The organism is Actinoplanes sp. L3-i22 (genome assembly GCF_019704555.1).
GTDB lineage: Bacteria > Actinomycetota > Actinomycetes > Mycobacteriales > Micromonosporaceae > Actinoplanes.
Genome location: NZ_AP024745.1, coordinates 3,218,709 through 3,243,882 on the forward strand (window position 1 = coordinate 3,218,709; position 25,174 = coordinate 3,243,882).

Consider the following 25,174-nt stretch of genomic DNA (forward strand, 5'->3'; position numbering starts at 1 on the left):
CGACAATCCGCGAAACGTTTCTTCCACCTGGAAGGGTTTCGCCATGACCACAGAGGTCGGGACCAAGCACCCGGTCGACCAGATGCTGCCGATCGGCCGGCTCGCCGTGCTCGGCCTGCAGCACGTGCTCGTCATGTACGCCGGGTGCGTCGCCGTCCCGCTGATCGTCGGCGGGGCGCTCAAGCTCGACGGCGGCACCATCGCGATCCTGGTCAACGCCGACCTGTTCGTGGCCGGCCTGGTGACCGTGATCCAGAGCCTGGGCATCGCCCGGATCCTCGGCGTGCGCCTCCCGGTCGTCGCCGGCGCCACCTTCACCGCGCTCAACCCGATGATCCTGATCGGCGCGAAGTACGGCATGCCGGCCGTCTACGGCGCGATCCTCGCCTCCGGCGTCTTCGGCCTGCTGATCGCCAAGCCGTTCGCGAAGATCATCCACCTGTTCCCGCCGCTGGTCACCGGCACCGTGATCACGATCATCGGGCTCTCGCTGATCGACGCCGGGGCCGGGCTGATCGCCGGCAACGACGACAGCGCCCCGGGTTACGGGCAGCTCAGCCACCTCGCCCTGGCCGGCGCGATCGTCCTGCTGATCGTCCTGCTCAACCGCTTCACGCGCGGCTTCCTGGCCTCGCTGTCGGTGCTGATCGGCCTGATCTTCGGCCTGATCGTGGCGTCGATCATGGGCCTGTCCGACTTCTCCGGCGTCGGCGGCGCCGGCTGGTTCGGCCTGGCGAAGCCGTTCTACTTCGGCCCGCCCGAGTTCCGGGCCGCCGCGATCGTCTCGATGTGCATCGTCATGCTGGTCATCTACGTCGAGTCGACCGCCGACATGATCGCCGTCGGCGAGGCGGTCGGCAAACGCCCGACCGAGAACGACGTCGCCCGCGGCCTCGCCGCCGACGGCCTCTCCGGCATCCTGGCCGGCGTCTTCAACTCGTTCCTGGACACCGCGTTCGCCCAGAACGTCGGCCTGGTCCAGGTCACCCGGGTCCGCAGCCGCTTCGTGGTCACCGCGGCCGGCGTCATCCTGGTCCTGCTCGGCCTGATCCCCAAGCTCGGCGAGATCATCGCGGCCGTCCCGGGCCCGGTCATCGGCGCCGCCGCCCTGGTCATGTTCGCCACGGTCACCGCGGTCGGCATCCGCAGCCTGCGCCGCGTCGAGTTCGACGGCACCCAGAACCTGCTGATCATCGCGGTCTCGCTGGGCGCCGGCATGATCCCGGTGGTCGCCCCGAACTTCTACGCCAGGATGCCCGACGAGCTCCAGATCATCTTCGGCAGCAGCATCACCACGACGGTCATCATCGTCTTCCTCCTGAACCTCCTGTTCAACGGCGTCGGCCGCCGCTCGCCCGCCACCGACGAGACCGGCGCCGCTCACTCGTCGCCCGCCACCGACGAGACCGGCGTCGCCGAGATCCCCACCGCGATCCCGCCGGCCAAGGACGCCGAAACCCCGCCCGCGAACACCCTCGAAACACCGGCCAAGTCCGTTTGAGATCAGCCCGTGCGGCGCGGTGGGAATCCGATTCCTCCCGCGCCGCCGTTCTCTCCCGGTGATCCCGCCGGAGCAGAACCCCAAGATCAAATTCTTCATTGCCTCGGCTGCGGCCAATAACTGATCGTCGCTCCCGCGGGGACCCTTCCGACCTGAGCAGGGCGCTGGCGCGCCCAGAACGCTCAGGCCGCAAGGGCGACGTCCGAGGGTGGTTGCGGTTTCAAAGGACCCGCGCGACCCCGCTGCCACGCCAGGCCCAGCCGCGGCGGTTGCGGGGGAGTCGGGCGCCTGGCGGGAGGGGCGGGCGCGGGCTGCCGCCGTACCTCCGAATTGGGTTTGATCTTGGGGTTTGTCCGAGGGGGATCACGCTGAGGGCGGTGTCGGAATCGACCCGGAGGCGGTGACTCCCCGTGGTGGTGACCGGCGCGGGACGGCGGCGTCATACGATCGGCGGGACACCGGACAAGGACGGAAACGGGTGACGATGGAGACGTTGGAGTTCCAGGCCGAGGCGCGCCAGCTGTTGCAGCTGATGGTCCACTCGATCTATTCGAACAAGGACATCTTCCTGCGTGAGCTGATCTCGAACGCGTCCGACGCGCTGGACAAGCTCCGCCTGGCCAAGCTGCAGGACGGGCTGGAGGCGGACACGTCCGACCTGCACATCGAGATCGAGGCGGACACCGAGGCGCGGACGCTGATCGTCCGGGACAACGGGATCGGCATGACCCACGACGAGGTCGTGGCGCTGATCGGGACGATCGCCAAGTCGGGCACCGCCGATCTGCTGGCCAAGCTCAAGGAGGCGTCCGAGAAGAAGGGCGACGCCGAGCTGATCGGCCAGTTCGGGGTCGGCTTCTACTCGACGTTCATGGTCGCCGACAAGGTCACGCTGGTGACCCGGAAGGCCGGCACCGAGGGGCACGGCACGCGCTGGGAGTCCGCCGGCGAGGGCACGTACACGATCGACGACGAGCCGGACGCGCCGGTCGGCACGACGGTCACGCTGCAGCTGCGGCCGAAGGACGAGGAGGACCAGCTCTTCGACTACGCCGACGAGTGGCGGATCAAGCAGATCGTCAAGCGGTACTCGGACTTCATCTCGTTCCCGATCCGCCTCGGCGACGAGACGCTGAACTCGCAGAAGGCGCTCTGGGCCCGCCCGCGCAGCGAGGTCACCGACGACGAGTACCACGAGTTCTACAAGCACATCAGCCACGACTGGACCGACCCGCTCGAGATCATCAACATGAAGGCGGAGGGCACCTTCGAGTACGAGGCGCTGCTCTTCATCCCGTCGCGGGCGCCGCACGACCTGTTCCAGCGGGACGCCCGCCGGGGCCTGCAGCTCTACGTCAAGCGCGTCTTCATCATGGACGACAGCAAGGAGCTGATCCCGGACTACCTGCGCTTCGTCAAGGGCGTCGTGGACGCGGCCGACCTGTCGCTGAACATCTCCCGCGAGATCCTGCAGCAGGACCGGCACATCCAGATGATCCGCCGGCGCCTGGTCAAGAAGGTCCTGTCCACCATCAAGGACCTGATGAGCAGCAACCCGGAGAAGTACGCGACGTTCTGGCGCGAGTTCGGCCGGGCGGTCAAGGAAGGCCTGCTCAGCGAGCCGGACAACCACAAGCCGATCCTGGAGATCGCCTCGTTCGGCACCACGCACGGGACCGAGCCGACCACGCTCGCCGCCTACGTGGAGCGGATGAAGGAGGACCAGGACGAGATCTACTACCTGACCGGCGAGAGCCGTTCCCAGGTGGAGAACTCGCCGCACATGGAGGCGTTCGCGGCCCAGGGTTACGAGGTGCTGGTCCTCACCGACCCGGTCGACGAGATCTGGGTCGACGCGGTCCCCGACTTCGACGGGAAGAAGCTGCGCTCGATCGCCCGCGGCTCGGTCGACCTGAAGAAGGACGAGGAGGAGAAGGAGCCCGAGGGTGACTTCGCCCCGCTGCTCGGCTTCCTCAAGGACAAGCTGGACGAGCAGGTCAAGGAGGTGCGCCTGTCGCACCGCCTGACCACGTCGGCGGCGTGCCTGGTCAGCGACCAGGACGACATCACCCCGGCGCTGGAGAAGATGTACCGCGCGATGGGTCAGGAGGGGCCGCGGGTCAAGCGGATCCTCGAGCTGAACCCGAACCACGCGCTGGTCGCGGGCCTGCGCGCGGCCCACGAGCGCGGCGCGGAGGACCCGGCGCTGCCGGAGACCGCGGAGCTCCTCTACGGCACCGCCCTGCTCGCCGAGGGCGGCGACCTGGAGGACCCGGCCCGCTTCGCCAAACTCCTCGCGGACCGCCTGGCCCGCACGGTCTGACCACGGCGGGGGAACACAACCGGAGCGCGGTCCTGCGGGGCCGCGCTCCGCTCTCCGCTCGCGCATCGCTGATCCCTCCCTTCGGGTACGGCCCGGGGCCGGTCACTCCTCGAACCAGCTCTCCCCGGCCGCCCAGTGGCGCACCCAGCCGGCGAACCCGGGCTCGCCCCCGCCCCGCCCGAACTCCGCGCCGAACGGGATCGCGCCCTCCCCGCTGATCATCCAGACCTGGCCGCGGTGCGGGCCGGTGACGACGAGATGCCAGTACAACCCGCAGCCGTCGGTCCCGAGGACGACCGAGCCGTCGTTGAAGGTCTGCTCCAGCCGCTCGTCGTCCGGCTCCTCGTCGTCGCCCTCCCACAGCCACTCCGTGGTCAGCGGGAACGGCCTGGCCAGCACCCGCTCGGAACGGCCCGGGCCCCAGTCGGACGGGAGGTCGGCCAGGGCGACCAGACCGTAGTCGGGCGGCCCGACGTGGGAGCCGTCGGAGACCTCGGCGACGAACGTGCGGTAGGGCTCCGGCAGGGTCACGCCGTGCTCGGACTCGAAGGCGTGGACGGCCGGCCAGCCCAGGGCGGATTTGCCCTGATCATCGGCGCACAGGGCAGCACGCAGCTCGGTGATGACGGCGGGATCGGCGTGCTCGGTGTTCATGCGAAAGAGATACCAGCCGGGTCCGACATTCTCAGTCGCGGGCGACGTGGAGCAGGCGGAAGTCGCGGCGGCGGGTCAGCCGGAGGAGCAGGGCGGCCGGGTTGCCGAAGGCCCGGCGGCCGGCCTCGGCGGGGTAGGGGTCGATGCGGTCGATCCGATGCTCGACGCCGCGGTGCAGGACCGTGCAGCCGCCGGCGGCGTGGGCGTTGCGGAGCCAGGCGACGTCCGGGCCGTAGGTGAGTTCGGCGACGAAGCCGGCATCGACCCGGATCAGGAGCATCGGGGTCTCGTAACGGTTCCCGGTCCGCCGGCCGGTGTGCCGGATCAGTGCGAGCGGGCCCCGGCCGCGGCGGATCGTGGCGATCGCGAGCCGGTTGACCGTGTGCTTGAGCAGCCAGAACCAGGTGCGCTTGATCTGCTCACCCGTGCGCGAGGTTGACGAAGAACGTACCGATGTTGGTGAAGATCGTGGCGACGCCGTCGCCGATGCTGCGCGCCACGTCGGCGGCCGGGCCCGGGTTCGTGCCGATCCAGAAGACCAGCAGGAACAGCAGCACCCAGCCGAGGATCTTCTTCATGGCCTCCCCACCCCCATCCATGATCCTCACACAACCCCGGAGAGCTGTGGGAAAGGCACGCCCAAACCTGAGAGGACTCTGAGGAAACTGGAAGTCTCTAGCTTTTGACAGTTACCTTCATTTCATGGCTACTTCCAAGGCGCGCTGGTTCGCGCTCGCCGCATTGGCGTTCTGCACGCTCGCGGTCGGCCTCGACGGCACGGTGCTCAGCGTCGCGCTGCCCACGCTGGCCCACGACCTCGGCGCGACCACCGGGGATCTCCAGTGGTTCACCAACTCCTATCTGCTGGTCCTGGCGGCGGTGCTGCTGCCGGCCGGCATGCTCGGCGATCGGTACGGCCGCAAGCGGTTCCTGCTCGGCGCCCTGGCGCTGTTCGGCGCCGCGTCCGCCTGGTGCGCCTGGGCGGACAGCACCGGCCAGCTGATCGCGGCCCGGGCCGTCCTCGGCCTCGCCTCCGCGGTGATCATGCCGCTGATCGGCGCGGTCCTCACCGTGGTCTTCGACGAGCGGACCCGGCCGCGCGCGCTGACCATCTGGGTGACCGCGAACGCCCTGGGCATCCCACTCGGCCCGCTGCTGGGCGGCTGGCTGCTCGACCACTTCTGGTGGGGCTCGGTCTTCCTGATCAACCTGCCGATCGTGGCGTTCGGGCTGCTCGCGGTGACCGCCTGGGTGCCGGAGTCGCACGGCGACCGGACGCGGCGGGTCGACCTGCCCGGCGTGATCCTGTCCGCCGCGGGGCTGGTCGCGGTGACCTACGGGATCATCGAAGCCGGCGATCACGGCCTCGACGACCCGGCGTCGCTGCTGACCGTCGCCGGCGGCGTGCTCGCCCTGATCGCCCTGGCGATCTGGCAGCGGCGGGCCAAGGAGCCGCTGATCGACCTCGAGCTGTTCCGCTCCCGGGGCTTCACCGGCGGCGCGGTGCTCGCCACCGTCGCCAGCTTCGGGTTCTTCGGGCTGCTCTTCGCGCTGCCGCAGTTCTTCCAGGCGGTCGGCGGGCAGGACGCGTTCGGCACCGGCCTGCGGCTGCTCCCGGTGATCGGCGGCCTGCTGGTCGGCGCCCGGCTCGCGGACCGGCTGGTCACCCGGATCGGCGCCCGGATCGTGGTCGGCGCCGGGCTGGCGCTGATGGCCGCCGCGCTCTTCGCCGGCGCCCGGACCGGAGTGGACACCGGGTACGGCTACGTCGCCGCCTGGGTGACGGTCGCCGGGCTCGGCCTCGGGTTCACCATCCCGCCGTCGATGAACGCCGCCCTCGCCGCCCTCACCCCGGAGCGCAGCGGCGTCGGCTCCGGCCTGATCCAGGCGATGCGCCAGGTCGGCTCCGCGATCGGGGTCGCCGTGCTGGGCACCGTGCTGAACGCCGGGTACCGGGACGGGATCGACGCCGCCGGACTGCCGGCCGCCGCACGCGACAGCGCCGCGTCCGGGGTCGCGCTCGCCCAGCGGAGCGGGGACCCGGGGATGCTCGACGTGGTCCGGCACGCGTTCACCCACGGGATGGCCGTCGCGCTGGTCACCACCGGGGCGGTCGCGGCGGCCGGGGTGCTGCTCGCGCTGATCCTGCCCCGGCACGTGCGCCGCCCGGCGCCCACTTCCCCGGAGACCGTGCTGGCAGAATCGGGGGTATGACAGCGACCCCGACCAGTCTGCGCGAACGCAAGAAGGCGAAGACCCGGGCCGCCATCCGCGAGCACGCGATGCGGTTGTTCGAGGAGCAGGGGTACGCGTCGACCACCGTGGACCAGATCGCGGAGGCGGCCGAGGTCTCGCCGAGCACGTTCTTCCGGTACTTCCCGGCCAAGGAGGACGTGATCCTGGTCGACGACTACGACCCGATGATGGTCGAGGCGGCCCGCGCGCAGCCTCCCGAGGTGCCGCCGATCGAGGCGATCCGGCGCGCGCTGCGGGAGGTGTTCGACCGGCTCACGCCGGAGGTGTGGGAGAGCGAGCGCCGCCGGCAGCGACTGTTCGCCGAGGTCCCGGAGCTGCGGGCCCGGGCGTTGAACCAGATGGCCGAGGCGCTCGACCTGATCTGCGACGTGCTCGCCGAGCGGACCGGGCTGCCGGCCGACGACATCCGGGTCCGAGCGGCGGGCGGCGCGGTCGCCGGGGTGGTGCTGGCGATCCTGCCGCCCGGGCGGATGACCGGCCAGAGCCCGATCGAGCCGCGCGACTTCGACCGGCTGATCGAGGGGCTCGACCTGCTGCAGAAAGGGTTACCGCTCGGCTAGCGCGGCCCGGGCCGCGGCCAGCAGCCGCTCGGAGATCTCGGTGCCGGCGGTGGCGCGGGACAGGATCAGCGCGCCGACCATCATGCTGACCGCGGCCAGGTCCGGCTCGTCGGCGGTGCCCAGCATCCGGGCGTAGGCGGCGACCCCGTCGGCGTAGGCCTGCCGGGCCTCGTCGCCACCGGCCGCGCGGGCGACGTCACCGGCGAACCCGGCCGTCGGGCAGCCCAGGCCGGGCTGGTCCCGGTGCTCGGCGGAGAGATATTCGTCGAGGAACGCCGGGCTGTTGCCGGCGCGCTCCGACTGCTCCGCGAAGGCGTACGCGATCGCCTCGGTGACCAGGGCTTCCTTCGACTCGAACTGCTTGTAGAAGCCGCCGTGGGTGAGCCCGGCCGCCGCGCTCACGTCCGCGACGCTGACCCCGGCGATGCCCCGCTCCCGGAAGAGCCGGGCTGCCGTCGCGACGATCCGGTCCCGGTTCTCCCTGGCCTGTGCCTGCGATACGCGTCCCATGCGGCCAACTATAGATGGCGTGTGTCATCTATTACCTTGCGAGTTTTAGATGACGCTCGTAATCTAATTCTCATGGAACTCACCAACGCAGTAGCGGTCGTCACCGGCGCCAACCGCGGCCTCGGCCGTCACCTCGCCACTCAGCTGCTCGAACGCGGCGCCAAGGTCTACGCCGCGGCCCGCCGCCCGGAATCGATCGACCTGCCCGGCGCCATCCCGCTGCAGCTCGACGTCACCGACCCGGCCTCCGTCGCCGCGGCCGCCGCCGCCGCCTCGGACGCCACCCTCGTGATCAACAACGCCGGCGCCGCGACCGGCCAGACGCTGCTCGACGGCGACCTGGACCTGATCCGCGCCGAGTTGGAGACCAACTACTTCGGGCCGCTCGCGGTCACCCGGGCGTTCGCCCCGGTGCTCGAGGCCAACGGCGGGGGAGCGGTGCTCAACGTGCTGTCCGTGCTGTCCTGGCTGCACCCGGGCGGGTTCGGCGCCTACTCGGCGACGAAGGCCGCGGCGTGGGCGCTGACCAACGCGACCCGGGAGCAGCTCGCGCCGAAGGGGATCACGGTGACCGCGCTGCACGTCGGGTACATGGACACCGACATGGCCGCGTTCGTCCCGGCCGACCAGAAGGTGGACCCGGCGGTGGTGGCCAAGCTGGCGCTGGACGGGGTGGTGGCGGGGGTGCCCGAGGTTTTGGCGGACGACGTGACCCGGCAGGTCAAGGCCGGCCTGTCCGCCTGAGCCCGGCGCGGCCGAGCCGGGAGCGGGCGCGGCGCGACGGAGGCCGGGAGCGGCGCGGTAGAGACCCCACCCACCGGGGGCTGACCGCCACCGCCCATTGTCCCCGAATCCGCGCAAGATCGGGTCGTGGCCTGTGGACAACCGCCCAGTGTGGATAACTCCCATCAGCCTCCCCAGCGGAGAAGACTGAGGCGACCGGCCGCGTCGTAGGCAAGGAGGAAACCCACGATGCCGACGATCCACGACACCGAGCTGCTCTTCGCCATCCACTCGCTGAACCGGGTCAACAGCCCGCTGACCCGGTCCCCGGCGACCGTCCGCACCACCAGCAGCACCAGGGCCGGCCCGATCATCAGCAGGCAGTAACCGGCCATCACCGGCACGACCCGCACGATCGGCAGCTCCGCGCTGGTGAGCAGCCCGATCGCGGCGAGGTAGGGCAGCATCGTCGACACCTCGGCGGCTGCCGCCACCAGTGCCAGGCCGACGACGTTCCGCTCGCTGACCCGGGGCAGCGGCCGGCGTCTGCCGTCCAGCCGGAAGCTCCAGAAGAACAGCGCGACGCCGAGCACCAGCTGTCCCCAGACCACGGCCGGGGTGTCCAGCACGTGGCCGATCCGGGGCAGGAAGGCGCTCGCGCCCATCGCCATGGCGACGCCCACGACCAGGTAGAAGGCCGCTACCGTCCCGAGAAAGGTGAGTATTCGCCCGACCCGAACCGGCCCGGGGTCGAGCAGCAGCCAGATCGGGATCAGCAGCGTCCCGAAACTGGTCGAGTCGATCAGCGCGAGCACCGCCAGCGAGCCGAGAAGCGCGAGGTCCATGACCGCAGGGTCCGCTGCGGGTCCCGGTCCGCGCGTCGGCTGAAGGATGGCCGGGGCACAAGGTCATACATCCTTCGATGTACGACCGTGGCCCCGTCCCGTGATGGGATGGACCCGTGGGCCTGAGAGCGCGCTGGCGCAGCAGCACCCGGTGGCAGGACATCGGAACCGCCGCGGCCACGTTCGCCGCCGGCCTGGCCTTCAACCTGCTCGGCCTGACCGGCGTCTGGTCGCTGCCGGTGCCGGGCGCCCTGGCCGGCGTCTCCGGGCCCGGGCACACCGTGCTGCTGGCCCTCGGTTGTCTCGCCATGCTCGGCAAACGCCGCCGTCCGGTGCCGGCGCTGGTCGCGGGCGTGCTGGTGACCGCGGCCGACACGGTCCTCGGCGGCAGCGTGGGTCTGGTCGTGGTCCTGTTCGACCTGATCTTCTCGGCCGGGCTGTTCGCGACCGCGCGCGCCCGGACGGCGGTCACCACGGCCGTGTTCGTGGTGATCGGCACGGCGAGCGTGGTCGGCGGGCTCGCCACCGGCGAGTTCCGGATCGCGGTGTTCATCGTCCTGCAGCTGACACCGTTGCTGTTCGTGCCGCTGTGGTGGGCGGCCAACATCCGCCGGCAGCGCGAGCTGGGCCGTCTCGACGCCGAGCGGACGGCCCGGGACGCGGTGCTCGCCGAACGCGCGGCGATGGCCCGCGACCTGCACGACGTCATCGCCGCGCACCTGTCCACCACGGCGATCCACTCGGGCGCGGCGCTGGCCCGGCCGCCGGACACCGCGCGCGATCGGGACACCCTGCGCGCGGTCCGGACCAGCAGCCTCGCGGCTCTCGAGGAGATGCGCTCGATGATCATGTTGTTGCGTGCGGACGACCCCGCGGCGGCGGACCCGACGCTGCCGGGTGGCCTGGACCGCCTGCCCGCGCTGGTCCGGTCGGCCACCGGCCTGCGGATCACGTCGCGCGTCGACGACATCCCGGAGCTGCCGGCGTCGGTGTCGCACACGGTCTACCGGATCGTGCGGGAGGCGCTGACCAACGCGGCCAAGCATGCCCCGGGCGCCGACGTGTCCCTGGAGGTCCGGCAGGCCGGCGACCACGTTGCCGTGTCGGTCACCAACACCCTGACCCGCGGCGGCGCCGCCGACCATGCGGCGCTGAGCGCCGGCACCGGCCTGCTCTCCATCCAGGACCGCGCCGCCCTGCTGGGCGGGATTCTCACGGCCGCCCACGACGAAGACCATTTCCGGGTACGGGCGATGCTGCCCCTGCACCCGGCGGCCGTTCCGTGACCGGCGGCCGTTCCGTGACCGGCGGCCGTTCCGTGACCGGCGGCCGTTCCGTGACCGGCGGCCGTTCCGTGACCGGCGGCCGTTCCGTGACCGGAGGTCGGCCCGTGATCCGGCTCCTGCTGGCCGACGACCACGCCGCGATCCGGGCCGGGATGCGGCTCATGCTGGAGCAGGCGGCCGACATCGTCGTGGTGGGGGAGGCCGCCGACGGAGCGGTCGCGATCCGGCAGGCCGCGGTGCTGCGCCCGGATGTGGTCCTGATGGACATCCGGATGCCCGGGACCGACGGGATCACCGCGACCCGGGCGATCACCGCGGCCGGGGTGTCCGACGTGCTGATTCTGACCACGTTCGACTTCGACGACTATCTGTTCGGGGCGCTGCGGGCGGGCGCGGCCGGGTTCCTCCTCAAATCGGTCGAGCCGCACGCGCTGATCGACGCGGTGCGCCGGGTCGCGGACGGGGACGGCTTCCTGGCGCCGGAGGTGACCCGGCGCCTGCTCGCCGCGTTCGCCGCGACGCCACCCACGCCGCCGGCCCGGCCGGTCGCCGCCGGTCCGGCAAGCCCCGCTGGTCCCGGCCCGGCCGGTCTCGCAGTGTCTGCCGGTCCGGCCACGACCGCCGGCGTTGCCGCGCTCACCGCGCGGGAGCGGGACGTGCTCGCGGCGCTCGGCCGGGGGCTGTCCAACGCGGATCTCGCCGCCGAACTGGCGATCAGCGAGGCGACGGCGAAGACCCACGTGTCCCGGGTGCTGGGCAAACTCGGCTGCACGTCCCGGGTGCAGGCCGCGATCCTGGCCAAGGAGACCGGGCTCGCCTGATGCGGTCAGCGGCTCGGCGCGCCTGTGTGGCCGGCCCGGGCCGAGGGTGTCGGTGCTCCTGGGCGGCCGGGCGCCTGAAGGTGTCGGCGACTCGGTGGTTCCGGCGGTCGGCTGCTCTCCGGAGTTCGGCGGGGAGGGCGGCTTCAGAGGAAGCGCTTGCCCTGCTCGTCGGCCCGGTCGTGGACGAGGGTGCGGGCCACGGCGGCGTCCGCGGCTTCAGAAGAAGAGTTTGCCCTGCTCGTCGGCCTGGTTGTGGGCGAGGGTGCGGGCCGCGGCGGCGTCCGCGGTTGCCAGGTTCGGGCGGAAGTGGATCTCCCGCTGGTCGTGGACGCCGGCCCAGCGCAGCCAGTCGGCGAGATAGGTCGACTGGAAGTCGGTGCCGAAGGCCGCCGGGCGGCCGGGTCCGTAGACCGCGCTGGTGTAGATCACCGCGGCCTTCTTGTCCCGCAGCAAACCGGAATATCCCTGCTCCGGGTCGAAGCCGAAGACCAGGCCGGGCTGGCTGATCACATCGATCAACTGCTTGAGGACGTACGGCACGCCGGCGTTCCACATCGGCACGCTGAACAGATAGTGGTCGGCGTCGTCGAAGCGGCGGAACGTGGCGATCGCCGCGTCCCACGCCTCGGCGGCCGCGCCGGTCGGGGTCTCGCCGGCGAAGACGGCCATCTTGGCGGCGGCGGCGTCCGGGCCGAACGGGGGCAGCGTGCCGTCCCACAGGTTCCACTCGACGATCTGGATGTCGGGATGGGCCAGGTGGGCCGCGGTCAGGAAGGTGTCGGCCAGGGCCAGGGACTCGGACTGTCCGCCGCGCGGCGAGGCGGCGATGTGCAGCAGCTTCACGATTTCTCCTTCGACAAGCGCAGTGCGTGCGCACGCACATTTCTACGCCTGGTGTGTGCGCACGCACAAGAATTCGCTAGGCTGGGGTGATGAGCGACACCGAGACCGCCGCCTGGGCCGCCCTGCTGCGGGTGCACGCCGCCGTCGTGCCGATCCTCGACCGCGCCCTGCAGTCCGCCTGCGGCCTGCCGCTGACCTGGTACGACGTGCTGCTCGAGCTGCGCCACGCGCCGGCCGGGCGGCTGAGCATGGGCGAGCTGGGGGAGCGGGCCGTGGTCAGCCGCACCCGGGTCAGCCGGGTCGTCGATCAGCTCGCCGCCGCCGGGCTCGTCGTCCGGGAGTCGAATCCGGACGACCGCCGCTCGGCGCACGCGGCGATCACCGAGGCCGGGCGGGCCCGGTTGCGCGAGGCGGCGCCGGTCTACCTGGACGGGATCCGGCGGCACTTCACCGGGCTGATGTCGCCCGAGGAGGCGATCGTCGTGGCCGGCGCGCTGGAGAAGGTGCTCCGCGGGCCGGGCCACCCGGCCGCCGCCGGGCCGCTGCGGAAGGCGCTCGACCGGCAGGGCGAGACGGCCGTGATCCTGCCGGGGGCCGAGAAGCCGGCGGGGTGAGACGGCGGTGGTCCTGCCGGGGGCCGAGAAGCCGGCGGGGTGAGACGGCGGTGGTCCTGCCGGGGGCCGAGAAGCCGGCGGGGTGAGACGGCGGTGGTCCTGCCGGGGGCGCGAAATGCGCAGGGCGAGACGGCCGGGAGCCGGGGGCCGGGGGCCGGGGGCCGGGAAACCGGCGGGGTGGGACGGCGGTGATCCGGCCCGGGGCTGAGAAACAGGCGTGAAACATCCGGTGGATGGGTAAGCGCGCGGCATGTCGACCATCACCGATGCCGGCACCACCCAACTCGTCGTTGCCGCGCTGCTCGGCATCGCGGTGGTCGTCGTGCTCATCGCCTGGGCCAAATGGCATCCGTTCCTCGCCCTCATCCTCGGGACCGCGACGCTCGGCCTGGTCGCCGGCGCCGCTCCCGCCAAGATCGTCACCTCGTTCACCACCGGGCTGGGCAGCACGGTCGGCAGCGTCGGCGTGCTGATCGCGCTCGGCTCGATGATCGGCGCGCTGCTCACCCAGTCCGGCGGCGCGGACGGCATCGTGCAGCGGCTGGTCACCGGTGTCTCCGGCTCGGTCCTGCCCTGGGCGATGGCCGGCGTCGCGGCGCTCGTCGGGCTTCCGCTGTTCTTCGAGATCGGCGTGGTCCTGCTGGTGCCGATCGTGCTGCTGGTGGCCCGCCGCACCGACGTGGGGCTGCTGCGGATCGGGATCCCGGCGCTGGCCGGCCTGTCCGTGCTGCACGGGCTGGTGCCGCCGCACCCGGGTCCGCTCGTCGCGATCGACAGCCTGCACGCGGACCTCGGCCTGACCCTGATGTTCGGGCTGATCTGCGCGATCCCGACGGTGATCGTGGCCGGCCCGATCTTCGGCAACTTCATCGCGGCGCGCGTGCCGGTGGCGGTGCCGCGGGCCGCCGTCGCGGTCGGCGCGGGCGGCGTGGGCAGTGTCGGTAGCGCGGACCTCGACGCGGACCGGTCCGCCGGCGGCCCCGGGAACCCGGCTGACCTCGACGCCGACGGCGTGCCGGACCGCGCCGAGGGGCGCCGCCGGAACCCCGGCTTCTGGCCCGCCGTCCTCACCGTGCTGCTGCCGATCGTGCTGATGCTCGCCCGGGCGATCGCCGAGCTGACCCTGGCCGAGGGCAACGATGTCCGGTCGGTCCTCGAAGTTCTCGGCACGCCGGTCGTCGCGCTGCTCTTCGGTGTCCTGCTGGCGATGTGGTCGCTCGGCTACCGGGCCGGCTTCGACCGCCGGGAGACGTCCGCGGTGATCGGCGGCTCGCTGCCGCCGATCGCGGCCATCCTGCTGATCGTCGCCGCGGGTGGCGGGTTCAAGCAGGTCCTGGTCGACACCGGGGTCGGCAACGTGATCGCCGACGCGGCCAAGGACGCCAGCATCAACGCGCTGCTGCTCGGGTTCCTGGTCGCGGTCGGCATCCGGGTCGCGACCGGCTCGGCGACGGTCGCCACGATCACGGCGGCCGGCATCGTCGCGCCGCTGGCCACCACCCTGGACAAGCCGACGGTGTCGCTGCTGGTGCTGGCCATCGGGTCCGGGTCGCTGTTCTTCTCGCACGTGAACGACGCCGGGTTCTGGCTGGTCAAGGAGTACTTCGGGATGACCGTCGGGCAGACCATCAAGACCTGGTCGGTGATGGAGACGATCATCTCGGTCGTCGGCTTCGGCTGCGTGATGCTCCTCAGCCTGATCGTCTGACCCGGCCCACAACACCCTGCCCGGGCCCGCGTTTCGGCCCGGGCTTCGGCCCGGGCCCGCGCCGAAGCCCGGGCCGGGCGGCGCTTGCGGCCTTCGACCGGTACCGCGACGCGCGGCTGGGCGGCGACCCGGCAACCGGCTCGCGTGGGTCCTTTGAAACCGCGACCACCCACGGACATCGCCCTTGCGGGTCTCGTGTTCTGGGCGCCCCGCGCCCTTGCGAGGCCCGGAAGGGTCCCCGCGGGAGCGACGATCAGTTATCGGCCGCAGCCGAGGCAATGAAGAATTTGATCTTTCAAGGGTGTCGCCTTTCGCGGCGCAGCACCGCGGGGGAGTAGCGGGCGGGCGTCAGGGCCCACTCGGCGGGGGCGAAGCCGGCGGGCAGGCCCGGGCGGCGCCAGGTCTCCGGCGGATGGCCGGGTGGCAGCCACTCGCGACGCCAGATGCCCAAAGCGAGGTCCAGATCGGCGAGGGACGGGGCGAGCCCGCTGTCCAGGTCGGTGCGCAGGTGCTCGGCCCACAGCTTGACCCGCAGGTCACGCACGAGATCGCCGGTGGTGACGAACGTCGAGGTGATCTCGCTGTCGGTGCCGACCATCGAGCGGCTGAAGAAGTTCGCCGAGCCGATGCTGGCGAAGACGTCGTCGACCAGCATGAGCTTGGTGTGCACGGTCAGGTTGTCGATCCGGTACATCACCACGTTGCGGCGGTCGGCGGCCGGCAGGCGGTCCAGCACCCGGCGGCGCAGATCGTGGGTGATCACCGGGCGCACGGTGCTGCTGCCGCCGTCGGCCGGATCCTTGCGGCCGGAGCCGATCAGGATGACCTTGACGCCGCGGCGGGCCGCCGCCCGCAGGCCGCCGTACAACTGGAATCGGGGATCGCCGCCGGGAGCCTCGTGGAAGTACTGGTCCTCGAGGTAGATGTACCGCTCGGCGGCGCCGATCGCGGTGGCCATCGCGTGGTAGACCTCCTGGATGCCGGCCCGGACCACGTTGGCCCGCCGCATCCGGTGCCACGCGCGATGGCGGTAGAGACGCCACGGGCGGTAGGAGCGCACCACCTGGACCGCCGTGCCCTCGGCCGGGTGGTCCGGCTGGTCCGGCACCGGCGGCAGGTCGAGCGGCGCGCCCGGCGGGTTGATCTCGACCCGCTCGCCGGTGGACAGGTGGAAGTACTCCGGCGACAGGGCCTTGGCGATGAACCGCGGTGGCAGGGCGGCGGTGTTCCGCCAGCGGAACTGGAACGTCTCCCGGACCCGGACCGCGGCCGGCCCGTGCAGGCGTGCGGCCGCGTCGTGCCAGCCCCAGCGGTGCACCCCGAGCCGGAGCCGGCGGTGCGGCGAGTGATCGAAACGGGTCGGGGAAAGATCGAGACCGCCGACGTACGCGGTGAGCACCCCACCGTGGCTGAACACCACCAGCTTCTGATGGTTGGACCCGAGCAGCGGGCCGGACCAGTCCAGCAGCACCCGGTCGTCCAGGGTTGGCCCGGTGTCCCGGGTCGACGGCTTCCACGCCCGGATCACCCGGGCGGCCAGGGTGTTCGCCAGGAACGGGCCGATCGGCAGCCAGGGGGTGCCGCCGGAGTACTCGGCGGCGCTCAGCACGATCCGCACGTCGACGCCGTCCGCGGCCTTCTCGGCGAGCACGTCGGTGAACGGACGGTAGCCGTTCTCCCCGGCGGCGCGCCCGGTCAGGTCGAGATGCGGGTCGGCCTGGTACCCGGCGATGTAGACGGCATCGCCGGGGCCCAGGGCGTCCATGTGCCCGGCCAGCTCGGTGAAGTAGGTGACCCCGTCGATGATCGGCTCGAAGCGGGAGTTCTCGGTGAAGGTCGGGCACGCCTCGGTGGCCGGTGGCAGGTACCGTCCGATCAGATCGGTCAACGGCGATGCAGGCGACATCCGGTGATTACACCGGAAACCCGCACCGTCCGGTAGCCGCCGTCAGGCGTTGATCTCGTCCCGCCAGGCGATCATGTCGCGCAGCTCACCCAGGTCGGGCTTGGGGCCGCCGGTGCCGACGGTGAACAGGCGGGCGCCCAGTTCGTGCATCCGGGTGCGGGTGGCCTCCTTGCCGCCGACCGAGACCTCGATCTCGGCCGGGTCGCGGCCGACCGCGGCGCAGTGCTCGTGCAGGATGCCGAGCTTGCGTTCGAGGGTCTCCGCGTCGGCGAACGAGTGCCAGATGTCGGCGTGCTTGGCGACCAGGCGCAGCGTCTTCTTCTCGCCGCCACCGCCGATCAGCACCGGGATCTCGCGGGTCGGCGGCGGGTTGAGCTTGCCCCAGCGGGACTCGATCCGGGGCAGTGCCGTGGCCAGGTCGTCGAGGCGTCCGCCGGCGGTGCCGAAGTCGTAGCCGTACTCCGTGTAGTCGCGCTCGAACCAGCCCGAGCCGATGCCGAGGATGAGCCGGCCCTCGCTGATGTGGTCGACCGTGCGGGCCATGTCGGCGAGGAGTTCCGGGTTGCGGTAGCTGTTGCAGGAGACCAGGGCGCCGATCTCGACCCGGGAGGTGGACTCGGCCCAGGCGGCCAGCATCGTCCAGCACTCGAAGTGCAGGCCGTCCGGCTCGCCGTACAGCGGATAGAAGTGGTCCCAGTTGAACAGCACGTCGACGCCGGCCTCCTCGGCCTCGGCGGCGGTGCGCCGGATGGTGGCGTAATCCATGTGCTGTGGCTGCAGCTGCAGCCCGATCCGAACCGGCCTTTCGCTCATGGCCGGAGTTTATTGGCAGGTGCCATCGATTTTCTGCCCGATCGTGCTGAACTCGCCGTTCAGGAACGCCTGCGGGTCCTCGGCCTGGCCGGCCGTGGTCAGCGCGGCGGCCACCTGGTCGACGGCGGTCTTCTGGGCCGGGTCGTCGCTCTTCGCGCCGGCCGCGGTGACCTGGCCGGCCATCTCGGTGAAGGTCTTGCGCAGCCCGTCCTTGGCGGCGGCGTCCGAGCCGGTCGCGTAGGCGGCGGCCTGGACCGCGCCGTCGGTGAGGATCTTGTAGACCGCGGTGCACACGTACATCGGCTGGCCCGCCGAGGCCGACGGGATCGGCGCGACGCTGAACGGCGCGGAAACCGAGCCGGGGTTCACCTTGATCTCGCAGCCCGCGGCCAGGGCGGCGACCGCGAGCAGGGTGACGGTCATGGCGGTGCGGCGGCGCATCGGCACGGCATTCCCCTTTCTCGATTGCAGTACGCGGCAGCATAGTTGGCCCCGCCACCTTTGTGGAGCTGGGAAGTTAGCTACCAACGTGGCTAATCTCCAGAAAAAAGCCCTTATTGCCGGTTTGGCGACTATCCTGGCCGCGGCCGGTGGCACGGCCTATGCCGAGATCGTCTCGCCGAGCCCGGTGACCTCCCCGTCCTTCAACGGCTCGGTCTACGCGGTCGCCTACCGCGGCAGCACCGTCTACGTCGGTGGCAACTTCACCCGGGCGATCGTCGGCGGCCGCACCGTGGAACGTACCCGGCTGGCCGCGTTCGACTCGCGCACCGGCGCGCTGCTCGACTGGAAGCCCGGCGCGGACGCGAACGTGCGGGCGCTGACCGTCGACGGCGACACCGTCTACGCGGCCGGTGACTTCGATCACGTCAATGGCGAGAGCCGGGACGCGATCGCCGGGCTGGGCGCGGCCGACGGCGTGCTCACCCCGCTGCGGCACACCGTCCTCGGGCAGCCGAACGCGCTCACCGCCGGGCACGGCAAGGTCTACCTCGGCGGGCGGATCACCGCGGTGGACGGGACGCCGCGGGCCAACCTGGCCGCGTTCGACACGGCGACCGGGGCGCTCGACCCATGGGCGCCGGTCACCGACGACACCGTGCACGCGCTCGCCGCCGGCCCCGACCGGGTGTACCTCGGCGGCAGCTTCCACCGGACCAACAACGTCCGCTCGTCGCTGCGGCTGACCGCGGTCGACCCGGTCACCGGGGTGCTCGACCCGACGTTCCTGCCGAAGCCGGTGTCCCAGGTGTTCGCGCTGGCCGCGGCCGCGGACGGGGTGTACGCGGCGCTCGGCGGCCAGGGTGGGCGGGCGGTGGCGTACAACCGGGCGGGCGGGACCCGCTGGACCCGGGTGTTCGACGGCGACGCGCAGGCGATCACCGTGCTGGGCGGGACGGTCTACGTCGGCGGGCACTTCGACAAGGCCTGCACCACCACGAACAACGGGGTCAAGGGCAGTTGCACGGACGGCTCGGTGGCGCGCGGCAAGCTGGCCGCCGTCGACCCGCAGGGCAACCTGCTCGACTGGGCGCCGCAGGCGAACGGGGTGGCCGGGACGCGGTCCCTGGCGGCCAGCCCGGAGCTCGGGTCGATCAGCGCGGCCGGGGACTTCACCACGGTCGGCGGGCTGCCGCGCAAACGGTACGCGGAGTTCGGCGCGGTCGCCCCGAAGCCGCTGGAGAGCACCGCGGAGTACGTGGCGGCGTACAACTTCGACACCACGATCGCGGACGGGACGTTCGACGACGGCTCCGGGCACCAGCACCTGTTGCGGACGGTGACGCGCAACGGCGCCACGCCGCGACTGGTCACCCACGGCAACGGACAGGCGCTGCAGTTCCCGGCGAAGTGCACCGGCGCGACCTGCCCGCGACTGGTCCTGCAGGGCGAGTCGACCCCGGACCTCAACCCCGGAACCCAGCCCATTCGGTACGGCGCGGGCGTGCTGCTGTCCCCGGCCGAGACGTCCAGCGGCGAGAACATCCTGCAGAAGGGCTACTCGACCGGGGGTGGCCAGTACAAACTGCAGGTCGACGGTGTCTCCGGCAAGCCCAGTTGCGGCTTCGGCGACGACACCGTCCACCTCGCCCGCAGCCGCGTCTCGGTGGCCGACGGGAACTGGCACAGCCTGGAGTGCCGGCGCACCGGCCCGACCCTGTCGATCCTGGTCGACGACGTGCCGCAGACCAGCGTGCCGGTGCCGGCCACGCTCGCGGTCGACACCACGTCGCCGCTGACCGTCGGCGGCAAGGGCGCCGGCGCGAACAACGACCAGTTCCACGGAACCCTGGACGACGTGTGGGTGCACATCGGGTAGGGGAGATGTCATCCCGGTCCGGTACCTTGCCCGCATGCCTGATCTCGACCGCCTCCTGCAGGCCGGTTCCCGTTACGTCCAGGACGACGTGACCTACATCGTCGAGCCACACCCGCTCGGCGCTCTGAAGCTGCCCACCGGTCAGCTCGCCGCCTTCGACCCCGGGGTCACCGACGAGGAGGACGAGCCGTTCTCGGTCCCGCTGACGCCGGGGGACTACCAGGTCGTCGCGTGGGTCGCGGTGCTGGACAAGGAGGATCGGGAGTGGCAGCGGCGGGTCGCGGCGCTGCAGTTGGTGGTCCGCGACGAGCCGGTCGCGACGTGGGAGCTGGCGCTGGTCGACAGCGACGAGCCGGACCAGCTCGACGACGGCGAGTTCTTCGGGTACGGGGTGGACACCGGCGCCGGCGCGTTCGCCGACCTGAGCGTGTCGCGGATCCTGGCGGACTGGGACGCCGACGACTTCGAGGACGCGTTCGACCCCGACGACTTCCCCGAGGCGCCGGTGCCGGGCCACTTCGACCAGGTCGTCGACGAGGACTCCGGGGCCAACGTGATCATGGTGGAGTCGGGCTGGGGGGACGGTTACTACCCGACCTACGTCGGGCGCACCGAGTCGGGCGAGGTGGCCTGCTTCGTCACGGACTTCCTCGTCGCTCCCTGACCGTTTCCGGTCATGCCGCGCGCCAATCGCTCCATCGGCCCGGCGGACATCGCGACGTCCGCCGGGACCGGCCCGGCACGGTGCGGCGAACCATGCCGGGGTCCGGGTCCGCTGTTCGGCTCACGGTCAGATCGATTTCGACGTACGTCGTGAGCCCCGCTGGGGTGCTTCTCCGCGCGCCCCGGAACATCGAGCACGCGGCCGGTGCCGGGCGAGTGCTGGTCCTCGCTGACCGAGTTCACATTTCGCCGCTGTCCTGATTGCCGGGCCGTGAACTGACCCACGACCGACCACGCGCCGCACGTTTTCCGTCCGTGCGTGCTGGCCGGAAACGCACAGCGTGTGCCGGTCGGAGGTCCGGCACACGCTGTCTTCGCTCCGCCGGGGGCCGACGGGCGGTGCTCTCCGGGCTGTGGCCTGCGCGAAGCTGGGGTTGACCGGCCGGACGTAGCCTGTCGCCGCGCGCTTACCGTGCGTCCCGGAATTGAAGGTCATCGTTGCAGCCATGTTGCGTGAGTGCAACAGTTCCCCCGCGATTGTTTCCGCCCGTCGCATTTCGATCTCCCCGCCTCGCCCGAATCCGGCCGGCGGGTGTCCGGCGTCCGGGAGCGCGGCGCGGGGCGGCCGGGAGCGGGCCGGGAGCGCGGCGCGGGGCGGCCGGGGGCGGGCCGGGAGTTCGCGGGTGGCTCGGGCGGGGCGGGGCTCACGTCGTACCGAAGCAGGGGTGAGAGTGGGCAACGGCGGACCCGGCGGCTAAGCGGGTTTTTCGTCGTGGCCGGGGAAGGTGCTGATCAGGGATGTCATCCAGGGTTGGGTGGGGACCGGGTCGGGGCCGAGGACGCGCATCGCGCCGAGGACCGTGATCAGCATGCCCATCGCGAAGAAGTCGCGGGCCTCCTCCGGGGAGGCGCCGGTCAGGTCGCGGACCGTCTGGTAGAGGTTGCCGTAACAGGCGCGGACGGCGTCGCCGACCACCGGCTCCTCGCTGGCGGCGAAGCCGTGCAGGAGCACGGCCAGGAGCTCCCGCTCGGCGAGCAGCTCCTTGTACGCGTGGCCGAGGCTGTCCAGGGTGGGCTCGCGGTCGGCGGCGGCGCGCCAGACCGCCTCGATGCGCCGGCCGGCGAGGCGGACCGTGGCCAGGAACAACTCCTGCTTCGTGCCGAAGATCCGGATCACGTACGGCTGGGAGACGCCGGACAGCCGGGCCACCTGATCGGTGGTCGTGCCGGCGTAGCCGCCCTGCGCGAAGGCGGTGAGCGCGGCCTGGACGATCTGGTCCTGGCGTTCCGAGGCGGTGAGTCGTGTCCGGGTCACGTTGACAGGTTATCAGTTGATGCTTACGGTCCTTAGTTATCAGCGGATAACAACTTCCGTGATCGCTCAGGGGGACGACGTGACCACTCTCGTATCGGACCGACCCGTCAAACGGCCGGCCCGGCCGATCGCCGCGGTGCTCGCCGCGGTCGGCATCCCGACCTTCATGGTCTCGCTGGACAACCTGGTGGTCAGCACGGCGCTGCCGGTGATCCGCACCGAACTGCACGCCTCGATCACCGACCTGCAGTGGTTCGTCAACGCGTACACGCTGCCGTTCGCGGCGTTCCTGCTCACCGCGGCCGCGCTCGGCGACCGGCTCGGCCGGCGGCGGATGTTCATCGGCGGCATCATCGTCTTCACGCTCGCCTCCGCGGCCGCCGCGCTCTCCACCGAGGCCTGGCAGCTCACCGCGTCCCGCGCGGTCCAGGGCCTGGGCGGCGCGGCGATCACCCCACTGGCGCTGACCCTGCTGGCCCGGGCGGTGCCGGACAACTTCCGCAACGCGGCGGTCGGCATCTGGGGCGGCATCACCGGGCTCGGCGTCGCGGTCGGCCCGGTCGTCGGCGGCGCGGTCGTCAACGGGCTGCACTGGTCCTGGATCTTCTGGCTGAACGTGCCGGTCGGCGTGGTCGCGGTCGTCCTGGCGGCCACGGTCCTCGACGAGAGCCGTGGCGACGGGCGCCGGCTGGACCCGATCGGCCTGGTGCTCTCGGCCGGCGGGATGCTGCTGCTGATCTGGGGCGTCGTCGACGGGCCGGACCACGGCTGGACCTCCGGGCGGGTGCCGGTCATGCTCGGCGTGGCGGCCGTCATGCTCATCGGCTTCGTGGTCTGGCAGGCTCGCAACCGGACCCCGATGCTGCCGCTCCGGCTGTTCCGCGACCGCGGGTTCAGCCTGGTGAACGTGGTGACGCTGACGTTCTCGGCGGGCGCGTTCGGGTCGGTGTTCCTGCTCGCCCAGTTCTTCCAGGTGGTGCAGGGGCTGAGCCCGCTCGAGTCCGGCCTGCGCACCCTGCCGTGGACCGCGGCGCCGATGATCGTCGCGCCGCTGGCCGGTCTCTACGCCAGCCGGATCGGGCAGCGGACGCTGATCGTCGCCGGTCAGGTGTTCCTGGCGGGCGGGCTGCTGTGGATGGCGCTCGGCCTGTCGGTGACCGCTTCCTATACCTCGCTGATCGGGGCGTTCGTGCTCGCCGGGATCGGCATGGGGCTGACCTTCGCACCGGTCAGCACGATGGTCCTGGCCAGCGTCGACGTCGACTCGCAAGGGGTGGCGTCCGGCACCAACAACACGATCCGCGAGTTCGGGGTGGCGGCCGGGGTGGCGGCGCTGTCCTCGATCTTCAGCTCGCTGGGCGGGTTCAGCAGCTTCGACTCGTTCATCGACGGTACGCGGCCGGCGGTGCTGACCGGGGCGGCGGTGATCGCGGTGGGGGCGGTGGTGGCGTTGTGGCTTCCGCGGCGGGCTTGATGGGGGAGCTCGGGGTGGGTCGCGTTTGACTGGGCCGGTGGGGCGTGGGCTGGTGTTTGTGCTGGTCTGCGCTTTGCTGGTTATCCACAGTGTTGGTTTGTCCACAGGGTGGCTGCGTGATCTTGCGGGTTCGGGGGACAATTCTCGGTGTGGAGGTGGCCCCCCTTGGGTTGGGCGGGTTCTGCGCTGAACCCGGTGCCCCTACTCGAGACACCCCCCGGCGCGTGCCACTTCAGCCGCTGTCGGGCTCGTCGGCTCGCTCGGACGGCCCGCGGTGTTGCTCGGCCCCGGCACGCCCCGCCGCGCGGCACTGCCCGCTCCGGCCCGCCGCGCGGCACTGCCCGGCTCGGCTCGGCTTGGCTCGGCTCGGCTCGGCTCGCGGTGTTACTCGGCTCGGGGCGCTGCCCGCCCCGGCGTTGCTCGGCTGGGGCGTTGCTCGGCTCGCGACGGCGCCCGGCTCGTGGCGCTGCTCGACTCGCGGCGCTGGCCGCCCATCCGCGGCGCTGCTGGGCTTGGGGCGCTGCTGGGCTTGGGGCGTTGCTCGGCTCGGGGCGCTGCTGGGCGGGGCGCTGCTCACCCCGTACCGAAGCAATTGTCTTTTGATCTAGATGTTGTGTTTGAGGTAGGCGGGCTCGCGCCACCCCAGCATCGCCTCGGTCATCCGGATGGCGTCGCGAGCTGCGCGGACGTCGTGCACCCGCATGATCCGCGCGCCCCGGAGCAGGCTGAAGACGACCGTGGCCAGGGTGCCGGCGAGGCGTTCGCGCTGGGGGCGGTCGAGCGTCTCGCCGATGAAGTCCTTGTTGCTGAGCGCCGCCAGCATCGGGTAGCCGATCGCCGCGATCTCGTCGAGCCGGCGGGTCAGTTCCAGTGAGTGCAGCGTGTTCTTGTTCAGGTCGTGACCGGGATCGATGATGATCTGATCCGGTCGCACGCCCCGGGAGAGCGCGAGCTCCACCTTCGCCCGGAGGAACGTGGCGACCTCGGCGGTGACGTCCTGGTACGCCGGGCTCGGGTAGAGCGTCCGCGGCGCCGCGAGACTGTGGCAGATGACCAGCTGGGCGTCGGTCCCGGCGACCGCGTCGGCCATCGCCGGATCCCGCAGGCCGGAGGTGTCGTTGACGACGCTGGCCCCGTGCCTGATCACCGCGGCGGCGACCTCCGGGCGGAACGTGTCGACCGAGACGACGGCCAGGTCCCGGGCGGCCTCGACGACCGGGAGCACGCGGTCCAGCTCTTCGGCCGCGGAGACCTCCGGCCCGGGGGCGAACGGGACGCCGCCGATGTCGATCCAGTCGGCGCCCTCGGCGGCGGCGTGCCGGACCGCCTCGGTGGCCTTCTCCAGCGCGAACGTGCTGCCCTTGTCGTGGAACGAGTCGGGTGTCCGGTTCACGATCGCCATCACGACGGCCTGGCGGGAGAAATCGTGGATCCGGCCGCCGATGACCCGGGCGCCGCTGGTGTCGCTCACAATCGGCGACCCTAACAGCGGCTGGTTAGCTTGCCGGTATGCCCATCCCACTCGCGCGGACGACCGCCGAGACCACGCTCTTCCTGGAACTTCACCCGTGCCCGTGCGGTGACGGCAATTTCCCTGGTCAGGGGTTGCCGTGGAGCGCGTCGGTGCTGACCGTCGGGGCTCCCGGCGGGGCGCACACCGTGCGGTACGCCTGGGACTGCCCGGGGTGCGGGCGGCGGCGGGCGTACGACTTCCGTACCCCGGCCGAGCCCGAGCCGTTCCCCCACGCGGGTGAGAATTTCCGCTGGGGTGACGGGGCCCGGCCGTCCGAGCTGCTCGATCCGGGTCAGTGGATGCTGATCGCCGACCGGTTCGCGGCGCGGGACGGGGCCCGGGCCGCGGCCGCCGTCGACGAGGTGCTGCTCTTCGTCACCCGCGGGTCGCTCCTGCGGCGGTGGTCGGTGCCGCGGTCGGCGTTCCGGTCCCGGGCCGGTCGGGCGCGGTATCGGCGGAACCGGGGCGAGTTCTCCCGGGAACGACTGGAGAGTGCCCGGGACCGTTTGCGCTTGTGAGACCGTGG

Annotated in this window: 24 protein-coding genes; 13 read left to right on the plus strand and 11 right to left on the minus strand. The window is 71.8% G+C overall.

The features are described from left to right. Positions 1 to 43: 43 nt before the first annotated feature. A complete protein-coding gene (locus L3i22_RS14245; RefSeq protein ID WP_221327441.1) occupies positions 44 to 1,501 on the plus strand; it encodes a nucleobase:cation symporter-2 family protein in 1,458 nt (485 codons plus the stop codon). Between the two features lie 478 nt (positions 1,502 to 1,979). After that, positions 1,980 to 3,824 (plus strand): molecular chaperone HtpG, encoded by a 1,845-nt coding sequence (htpG, locus tag L3i22_RS14250; RefSeq protein WP_221327442.1) that lies wholly within the window; start codon positions 1,980 to 1,982, stop codon positions 3,822 to 3,824. 102 nt (positions 3,825 to 3,926) lie between these two features. On the opposite strand, the gene L3i22_RS14255 is transcribed toward htpG, so the two are convergent. The 3 genes from L3i22_RS14255 to L3i22_RS14265 form a co-directional block, all read right to left on the minus strand. Further along, entirely contained in the window at positions 3,927 to 4,478 is a 552-nt protein-coding gene (locus L3i22_RS14255) for an SMI1/KNR4 family protein (protein WP_221327443.1), read from the minus strand. Positions 4,479 to 4,509: 31 nt separating this feature from the next. Then, on the minus strand, positions 4,510 to 4,758 hold the full coding sequence (locus tag L3i22_RS14260) for a hypothetical protein (RefSeq protein ID WP_221327444.1): 249 nt from the start codon (positions 4,756 to 4,758) through the stop codon (positions 4,510 to 4,512). Positions 4,759 to 4,897: 139 nt separating this feature from the next. Then, entirely contained in the window at positions 4,898 to 5,056 is a 159-nt protein-coding gene (locus tag L3i22_RS14265; protein WP_221327445.1) for a hypothetical protein, read from the minus strand. Positions 5,057 to 5,180: 124 nt separating this feature from the next. On the opposite strand from L3i22_RS14265, the gene L3i22_RS14270 reads away from it, so the two are divergent. Together L3i22_RS14270 and L3i22_RS14275 are read left to right on the plus strand one after the other, a co-directional pair. Continuing rightward, positions 5,181 to 6,692: an MFS transporter gene (locus L3i22_RS14270; RefSeq protein ID WP_221327446.1), complete on the plus strand. Its 1,512-nt coding sequence runs from the start codon at positions 5,181 to 5,183 to the stop codon at positions 6,690 to 6,692. Beyond that, positions 6,689 to 7,294, plus strand: a complete 606-nt coding sequence (locus L3i22_RS14275) for a TetR family transcriptional regulator (RefSeq protein ID WP_221327447.1) — start codon at positions 6,689 to 6,691, stop codon at positions 7,292 to 7,294. The genes L3i22_RS14270 and L3i22_RS14275 overlap by 4 nt, the downstream gene beginning before the upstream one ends. Here the strand turns inward: L3i22_RS14275 and L3i22_RS14280 are convergent. Next, the gene (locus L3i22_RS14280; protein ID WP_221327448.1) at positions 7,280 to 7,804 is read right to left on the minus strand and encodes a TetR/AcrR family transcriptional regulator; all 525 of its coding nucleotides are present in this window, start codon (positions 7,802 to 7,804) and stop codon (positions 7,280 to 7,282) included. The two genes, L3i22_RS14275 and L3i22_RS14280, sit on opposite strands and share 15 nt — an antisense overlap. A 72-nt stretch (positions 7,805 to 7,876) precedes the next feature. Between L3i22_RS14280 and L3i22_RS14285 the strand changes: the two genes are divergently transcribed. Continuing rightward, entirely contained in the window at positions 7,877 to 8,548 is a 672-nt protein-coding gene (locus tag L3i22_RS14285; RefSeq protein ID WP_221327449.1) for an SDR family oxidoreductase, read from the plus strand. A gap of 164 nt (positions 8,549 to 8,712) precedes the next feature. Here L3i22_RS14285 and L3i22_RS14290 read toward each other — a convergent pair whose 3' ends face one another. Beyond that, the gene (locus L3i22_RS14290) at positions 8,713 to 9,372 is read right to left on the minus strand and encodes a GAP family protein (protein WP_221327450.1); all 660 of its coding nucleotides are present in this window, start codon (positions 9,370 to 9,372) and stop codon (positions 8,713 to 8,715) included. A 116-nt stretch (positions 9,373 to 9,488) separates the two neighbouring features. On the opposite strand from L3i22_RS14290, the gene L3i22_RS14295 reads away from it, so the two are divergent. Then, positions 9,489 to 10,658, plus strand: coding sequence for a sensor histidine kinase (locus tag L3i22_RS14295; RefSeq protein WP_221327451.1), 1,170 nt, complete (start codon positions 9,489 to 9,491; stop codon positions 10,656 to 10,658). Between the two features lie 152 nt (positions 10,659 to 10,810). Then, positions 10,811 to 11,479, plus strand: coding sequence for a response regulator (locus L3i22_RS14300; RefSeq protein WP_370644539.1), 669 nt, complete (start codon positions 10,811 to 10,813; stop codon positions 11,477 to 11,479). A 216-nt stretch (positions 11,480 to 11,695) separates the two neighbouring features. Here the strand turns inward: L3i22_RS14300 and L3i22_RS14305 are convergent, their stop codons facing one another. Next, positions 11,696 to 12,322, minus strand: coding sequence for an FMN-dependent NADH-azoreductase (locus L3i22_RS14305; RefSeq protein WP_221327453.1), 627 nt, complete (start codon positions 12,320 to 12,322; stop codon positions 11,696 to 11,698). A gap of 89 nt (positions 12,323 to 12,411) precedes the next feature. Here L3i22_RS14305 and L3i22_RS14310 point away from each other — a divergent pair, with 89 nt between their 5' ends. Next, on the plus strand, positions 12,412 to 12,936 hold the full coding sequence (locus L3i22_RS14310) for a MarR family winged helix-turn-helix transcriptional regulator (protein ID WP_221327454.1): 525 nt from the start codon (positions 12,412 to 12,414) through the stop codon (positions 12,934 to 12,936). A 250-nt stretch (positions 12,937 to 13,186) separates the two neighbouring features. Next, positions 13,187 to 14,644 (plus strand): GntP family permease, encoded by a 1,458-nt coding sequence (locus L3i22_RS14315; RefSeq protein ID WP_221327455.1) that lies wholly within the window; start codon positions 13,187 to 13,189, stop codon positions 14,642 to 14,644. Positions 14,645 to 14,939: 295 nt separating this feature from the next. Here the strand turns inward: L3i22_RS14315 and L3i22_RS14320 are convergent, their stop codons facing one another. Genes L3i22_RS14320 through L3i22_RS14330 form a run of 3 tightly spaced genes read right to left on the minus strand, consistent with a single transcriptional unit; the run spans position 14,940 to position 17,804 of the window. After that, a complete protein-coding gene (locus tag L3i22_RS14320) occupies positions 14,940 to 16,550 on the minus strand; it encodes a phosphatidylserine/phosphatidylglycerophosphate/cardiolipin synthase family protein (protein WP_221327456.1) in 1,611 nt (536 codons plus the stop codon). Between the two features lie 42 nt (positions 16,551 to 16,592). Continuing rightward, positions 16,593 to 17,363 (minus strand): LLM class F420-dependent oxidoreductase, encoded by a 771-nt coding sequence (locus L3i22_RS14325; protein WP_221327457.1) that lies wholly within the window; start codon positions 17,361 to 17,363, stop codon positions 16,593 to 16,595. A 9-nt stretch (positions 17,364 to 17,372) separates the two neighbouring features. After that, positions 17,373 to 17,804 (minus strand): hypothetical protein, encoded by a 432-nt coding sequence (locus L3i22_RS14330; protein ID WP_221329956.1) that lies wholly within the window; start codon positions 17,802 to 17,804, stop codon positions 17,373 to 17,375. A gap of 124 nt (positions 17,805 to 17,928) precedes the next feature. Between L3i22_RS14330 and L3i22_RS14335 the strand changes: the two genes are divergently transcribed. Together L3i22_RS14335 and L3i22_RS14340 are read left to right on the plus strand one after the other, a co-directional pair. After that, complete coding sequence (locus L3i22_RS14335) at positions 17,929 to 19,683, plus strand: LamG domain-containing protein (protein WP_255658220.1); 1,755 nt, start codon at positions 17,929 to 17,931, stop codon at positions 19,681 to 19,683. 34 nt (positions 19,684 to 19,717) lie between these two features. Continuing rightward, a complete protein-coding gene (locus tag L3i22_RS14340) occupies positions 19,718 to 20,347 on the plus strand; it encodes a DUF4241 domain-containing protein (protein WP_221327459.1) in 630 nt (209 codons plus the stop codon). A 753-nt stretch (positions 20,348 to 21,100) separates the two neighbouring features. Here L3i22_RS14340 and L3i22_RS14345 read toward each other — a convergent pair. Beyond that, a complete protein-coding gene (locus L3i22_RS14345; protein ID WP_221327460.1) occupies positions 21,101 to 21,661 on the minus strand; it encodes a TetR/AcrR family transcriptional regulator in 561 nt (186 codons plus the stop codon). A gap of 79 nt (positions 21,662 to 21,740) precedes the next feature. On the opposite strand from L3i22_RS14345, the gene L3i22_RS14350 reads away from it, so the two are divergent. Further along, positions 21,741 to 23,135, plus strand: coding sequence for an MFS transporter (locus L3i22_RS14350; RefSeq protein WP_221327461.1), 1,395 nt, complete (start codon positions 21,741 to 21,743; stop codon positions 23,133 to 23,135). A gap of 604 nt (positions 23,136 to 23,739) precedes the next feature. On the opposite strand, the gene folP is transcribed toward L3i22_RS14350, so the two are convergent. Beyond that, on the minus strand, positions 23,740 to 24,537 hold the full coding sequence (gene folP / locus L3i22_RS14355; protein WP_370644540.1) for a dihydropteroate synthase: 798 nt from the start codon (positions 24,535 to 24,537) through the stop codon (positions 23,740 to 23,742). 107 nt (positions 24,538 to 24,644) lie between these two features. On the opposite strand from folP, the gene L3i22_RS14360 reads away from it, so the two are divergent. Beyond that, positions 24,645 to 25,166 (plus strand): hypothetical protein, encoded by a 522-nt coding sequence (locus L3i22_RS14360; protein WP_221327463.1) that lies wholly within the window; start codon positions 24,645 to 24,647, stop codon positions 25,164 to 25,166. Positions 25,167 to 25,174 lie beyond the last annotated feature (8 nt).

Excerpts from the sequence above, each read along its gene's own strand:
- L3i22_RS14245 (WP_221327441.1), top strand. The coding sequence starts at position 44 with ATGACCACAGAGGTCGGGACCAAGCACCCGGTCGACCAGATGCTGCCG.
- L3i22_RS14255 (WP_221327443.1), bottom strand. The coding sequence starts at position 4,478 with ATGAACACCGAGCACGCCGATCCCGCCGTCATCACCGAGCTGCGTGCT.
- L3i22_RS14260 (WP_221327444.1), bottom strand. The coding sequence starts at position 4,758 with ATGCTCCTGATCCGGGTCGATGCCGGCTTCGTCGCCGAACTCACCTAC.
- L3i22_RS14265 (WP_221327445.1), bottom strand. The coding sequence starts at position 5,056 with ATGAAGAAGATCCTCGGCTGGGTGCTGCTGTTCCTGCTGGTCTTCTGG.
- L3i22_RS14270 (WP_221327446.1), top strand. The coding sequence starts at position 5,181 with ATGGCTACTTCCAAGGCGCGCTGGTTCGCGCTCGCCGCATTGGCGTTC.
- L3i22_RS14275 (WP_221327447.1), top strand. The coding sequence starts at position 6,689 with ATGACAGCGACCCCGACCAGTCTGCGCGAACGCAAGAAGGCGAAGACC.
- L3i22_RS14280 (WP_221327448.1), bottom strand. The coding sequence starts at position 7,804 with ATGGGACGCGTATCGCAGGCACAGGCCAGGGAGAACCGGGACCGGATC.
- L3i22_RS14285 (WP_221327449.1), top strand. The coding sequence starts at position 7,877 with ATGGAACTCACCAACGCAGTAGCGGTCGTCACCGGCGCCAACCGCGGC.
- L3i22_RS14290 (WP_221327450.1), bottom strand. The coding sequence starts at position 9,372 with ATGGACCTCGCGCTTCTCGGCTCGCTGGCGGTGCTCGCGCTGATCGAC.
- L3i22_RS14300 (WP_370644539.1), top strand. The coding sequence starts at position 10,811 with ATGCGGCTCATGCTGGAGCAGGCGGCCGACATCGTCGTGGTGGGGGAG.
- L3i22_RS14310 (WP_221327454.1), top strand. The coding sequence starts at position 12,412 with ATGAGCGACACCGAGACCGCCGCCTGGGCCGCCCTGCTGCGGGTGCAC.
- L3i22_RS14315 (WP_221327455.1), top strand. The coding sequence starts at position 13,187 with ATGTCGACCATCACCGATGCCGGCACCACCCAACTCGTCGTTGCCGCG.
- L3i22_RS14320 (WP_221327456.1), bottom strand. The coding sequence starts at position 16,550 with ATGTCGCCTGCATCGCCGTTGACCGATCTGATCGGACGGTACCTGCCA.
- L3i22_RS14325 (WP_221327457.1), bottom strand. The coding sequence starts at position 17,363 with ATGAGCGAAAGGCCGGTTCGGATCGGGCTGCAGCTGCAGCCACAGCAC.
- L3i22_RS14330 (WP_221329956.1), bottom strand. The coding sequence starts at position 17,804 with ATGCGCCGCCGCACCGCCATGACCGTCACCCTGCTCGCGGTCGCCGCC.
- L3i22_RS14340 (WP_221327459.1), top strand. The coding sequence starts at position 19,718 with ATGCCTGATCTCGACCGCCTCCTGCAGGCCGGTTCCCGTTACGTCCAG.
- folP (WP_370644540.1), bottom strand. The coding sequence starts at position 24,537 with ATGGCGATCGTGAACCGGACACCCGACTCGTTCCACGACAAGGGCAGC.
- L3i22_RS14360 (WP_221327463.1), top strand. The coding sequence starts at position 24,645 with ATGCCCATCCCACTCGCGCGGACGACCGCCGAGACCACGCTCTTCCTG.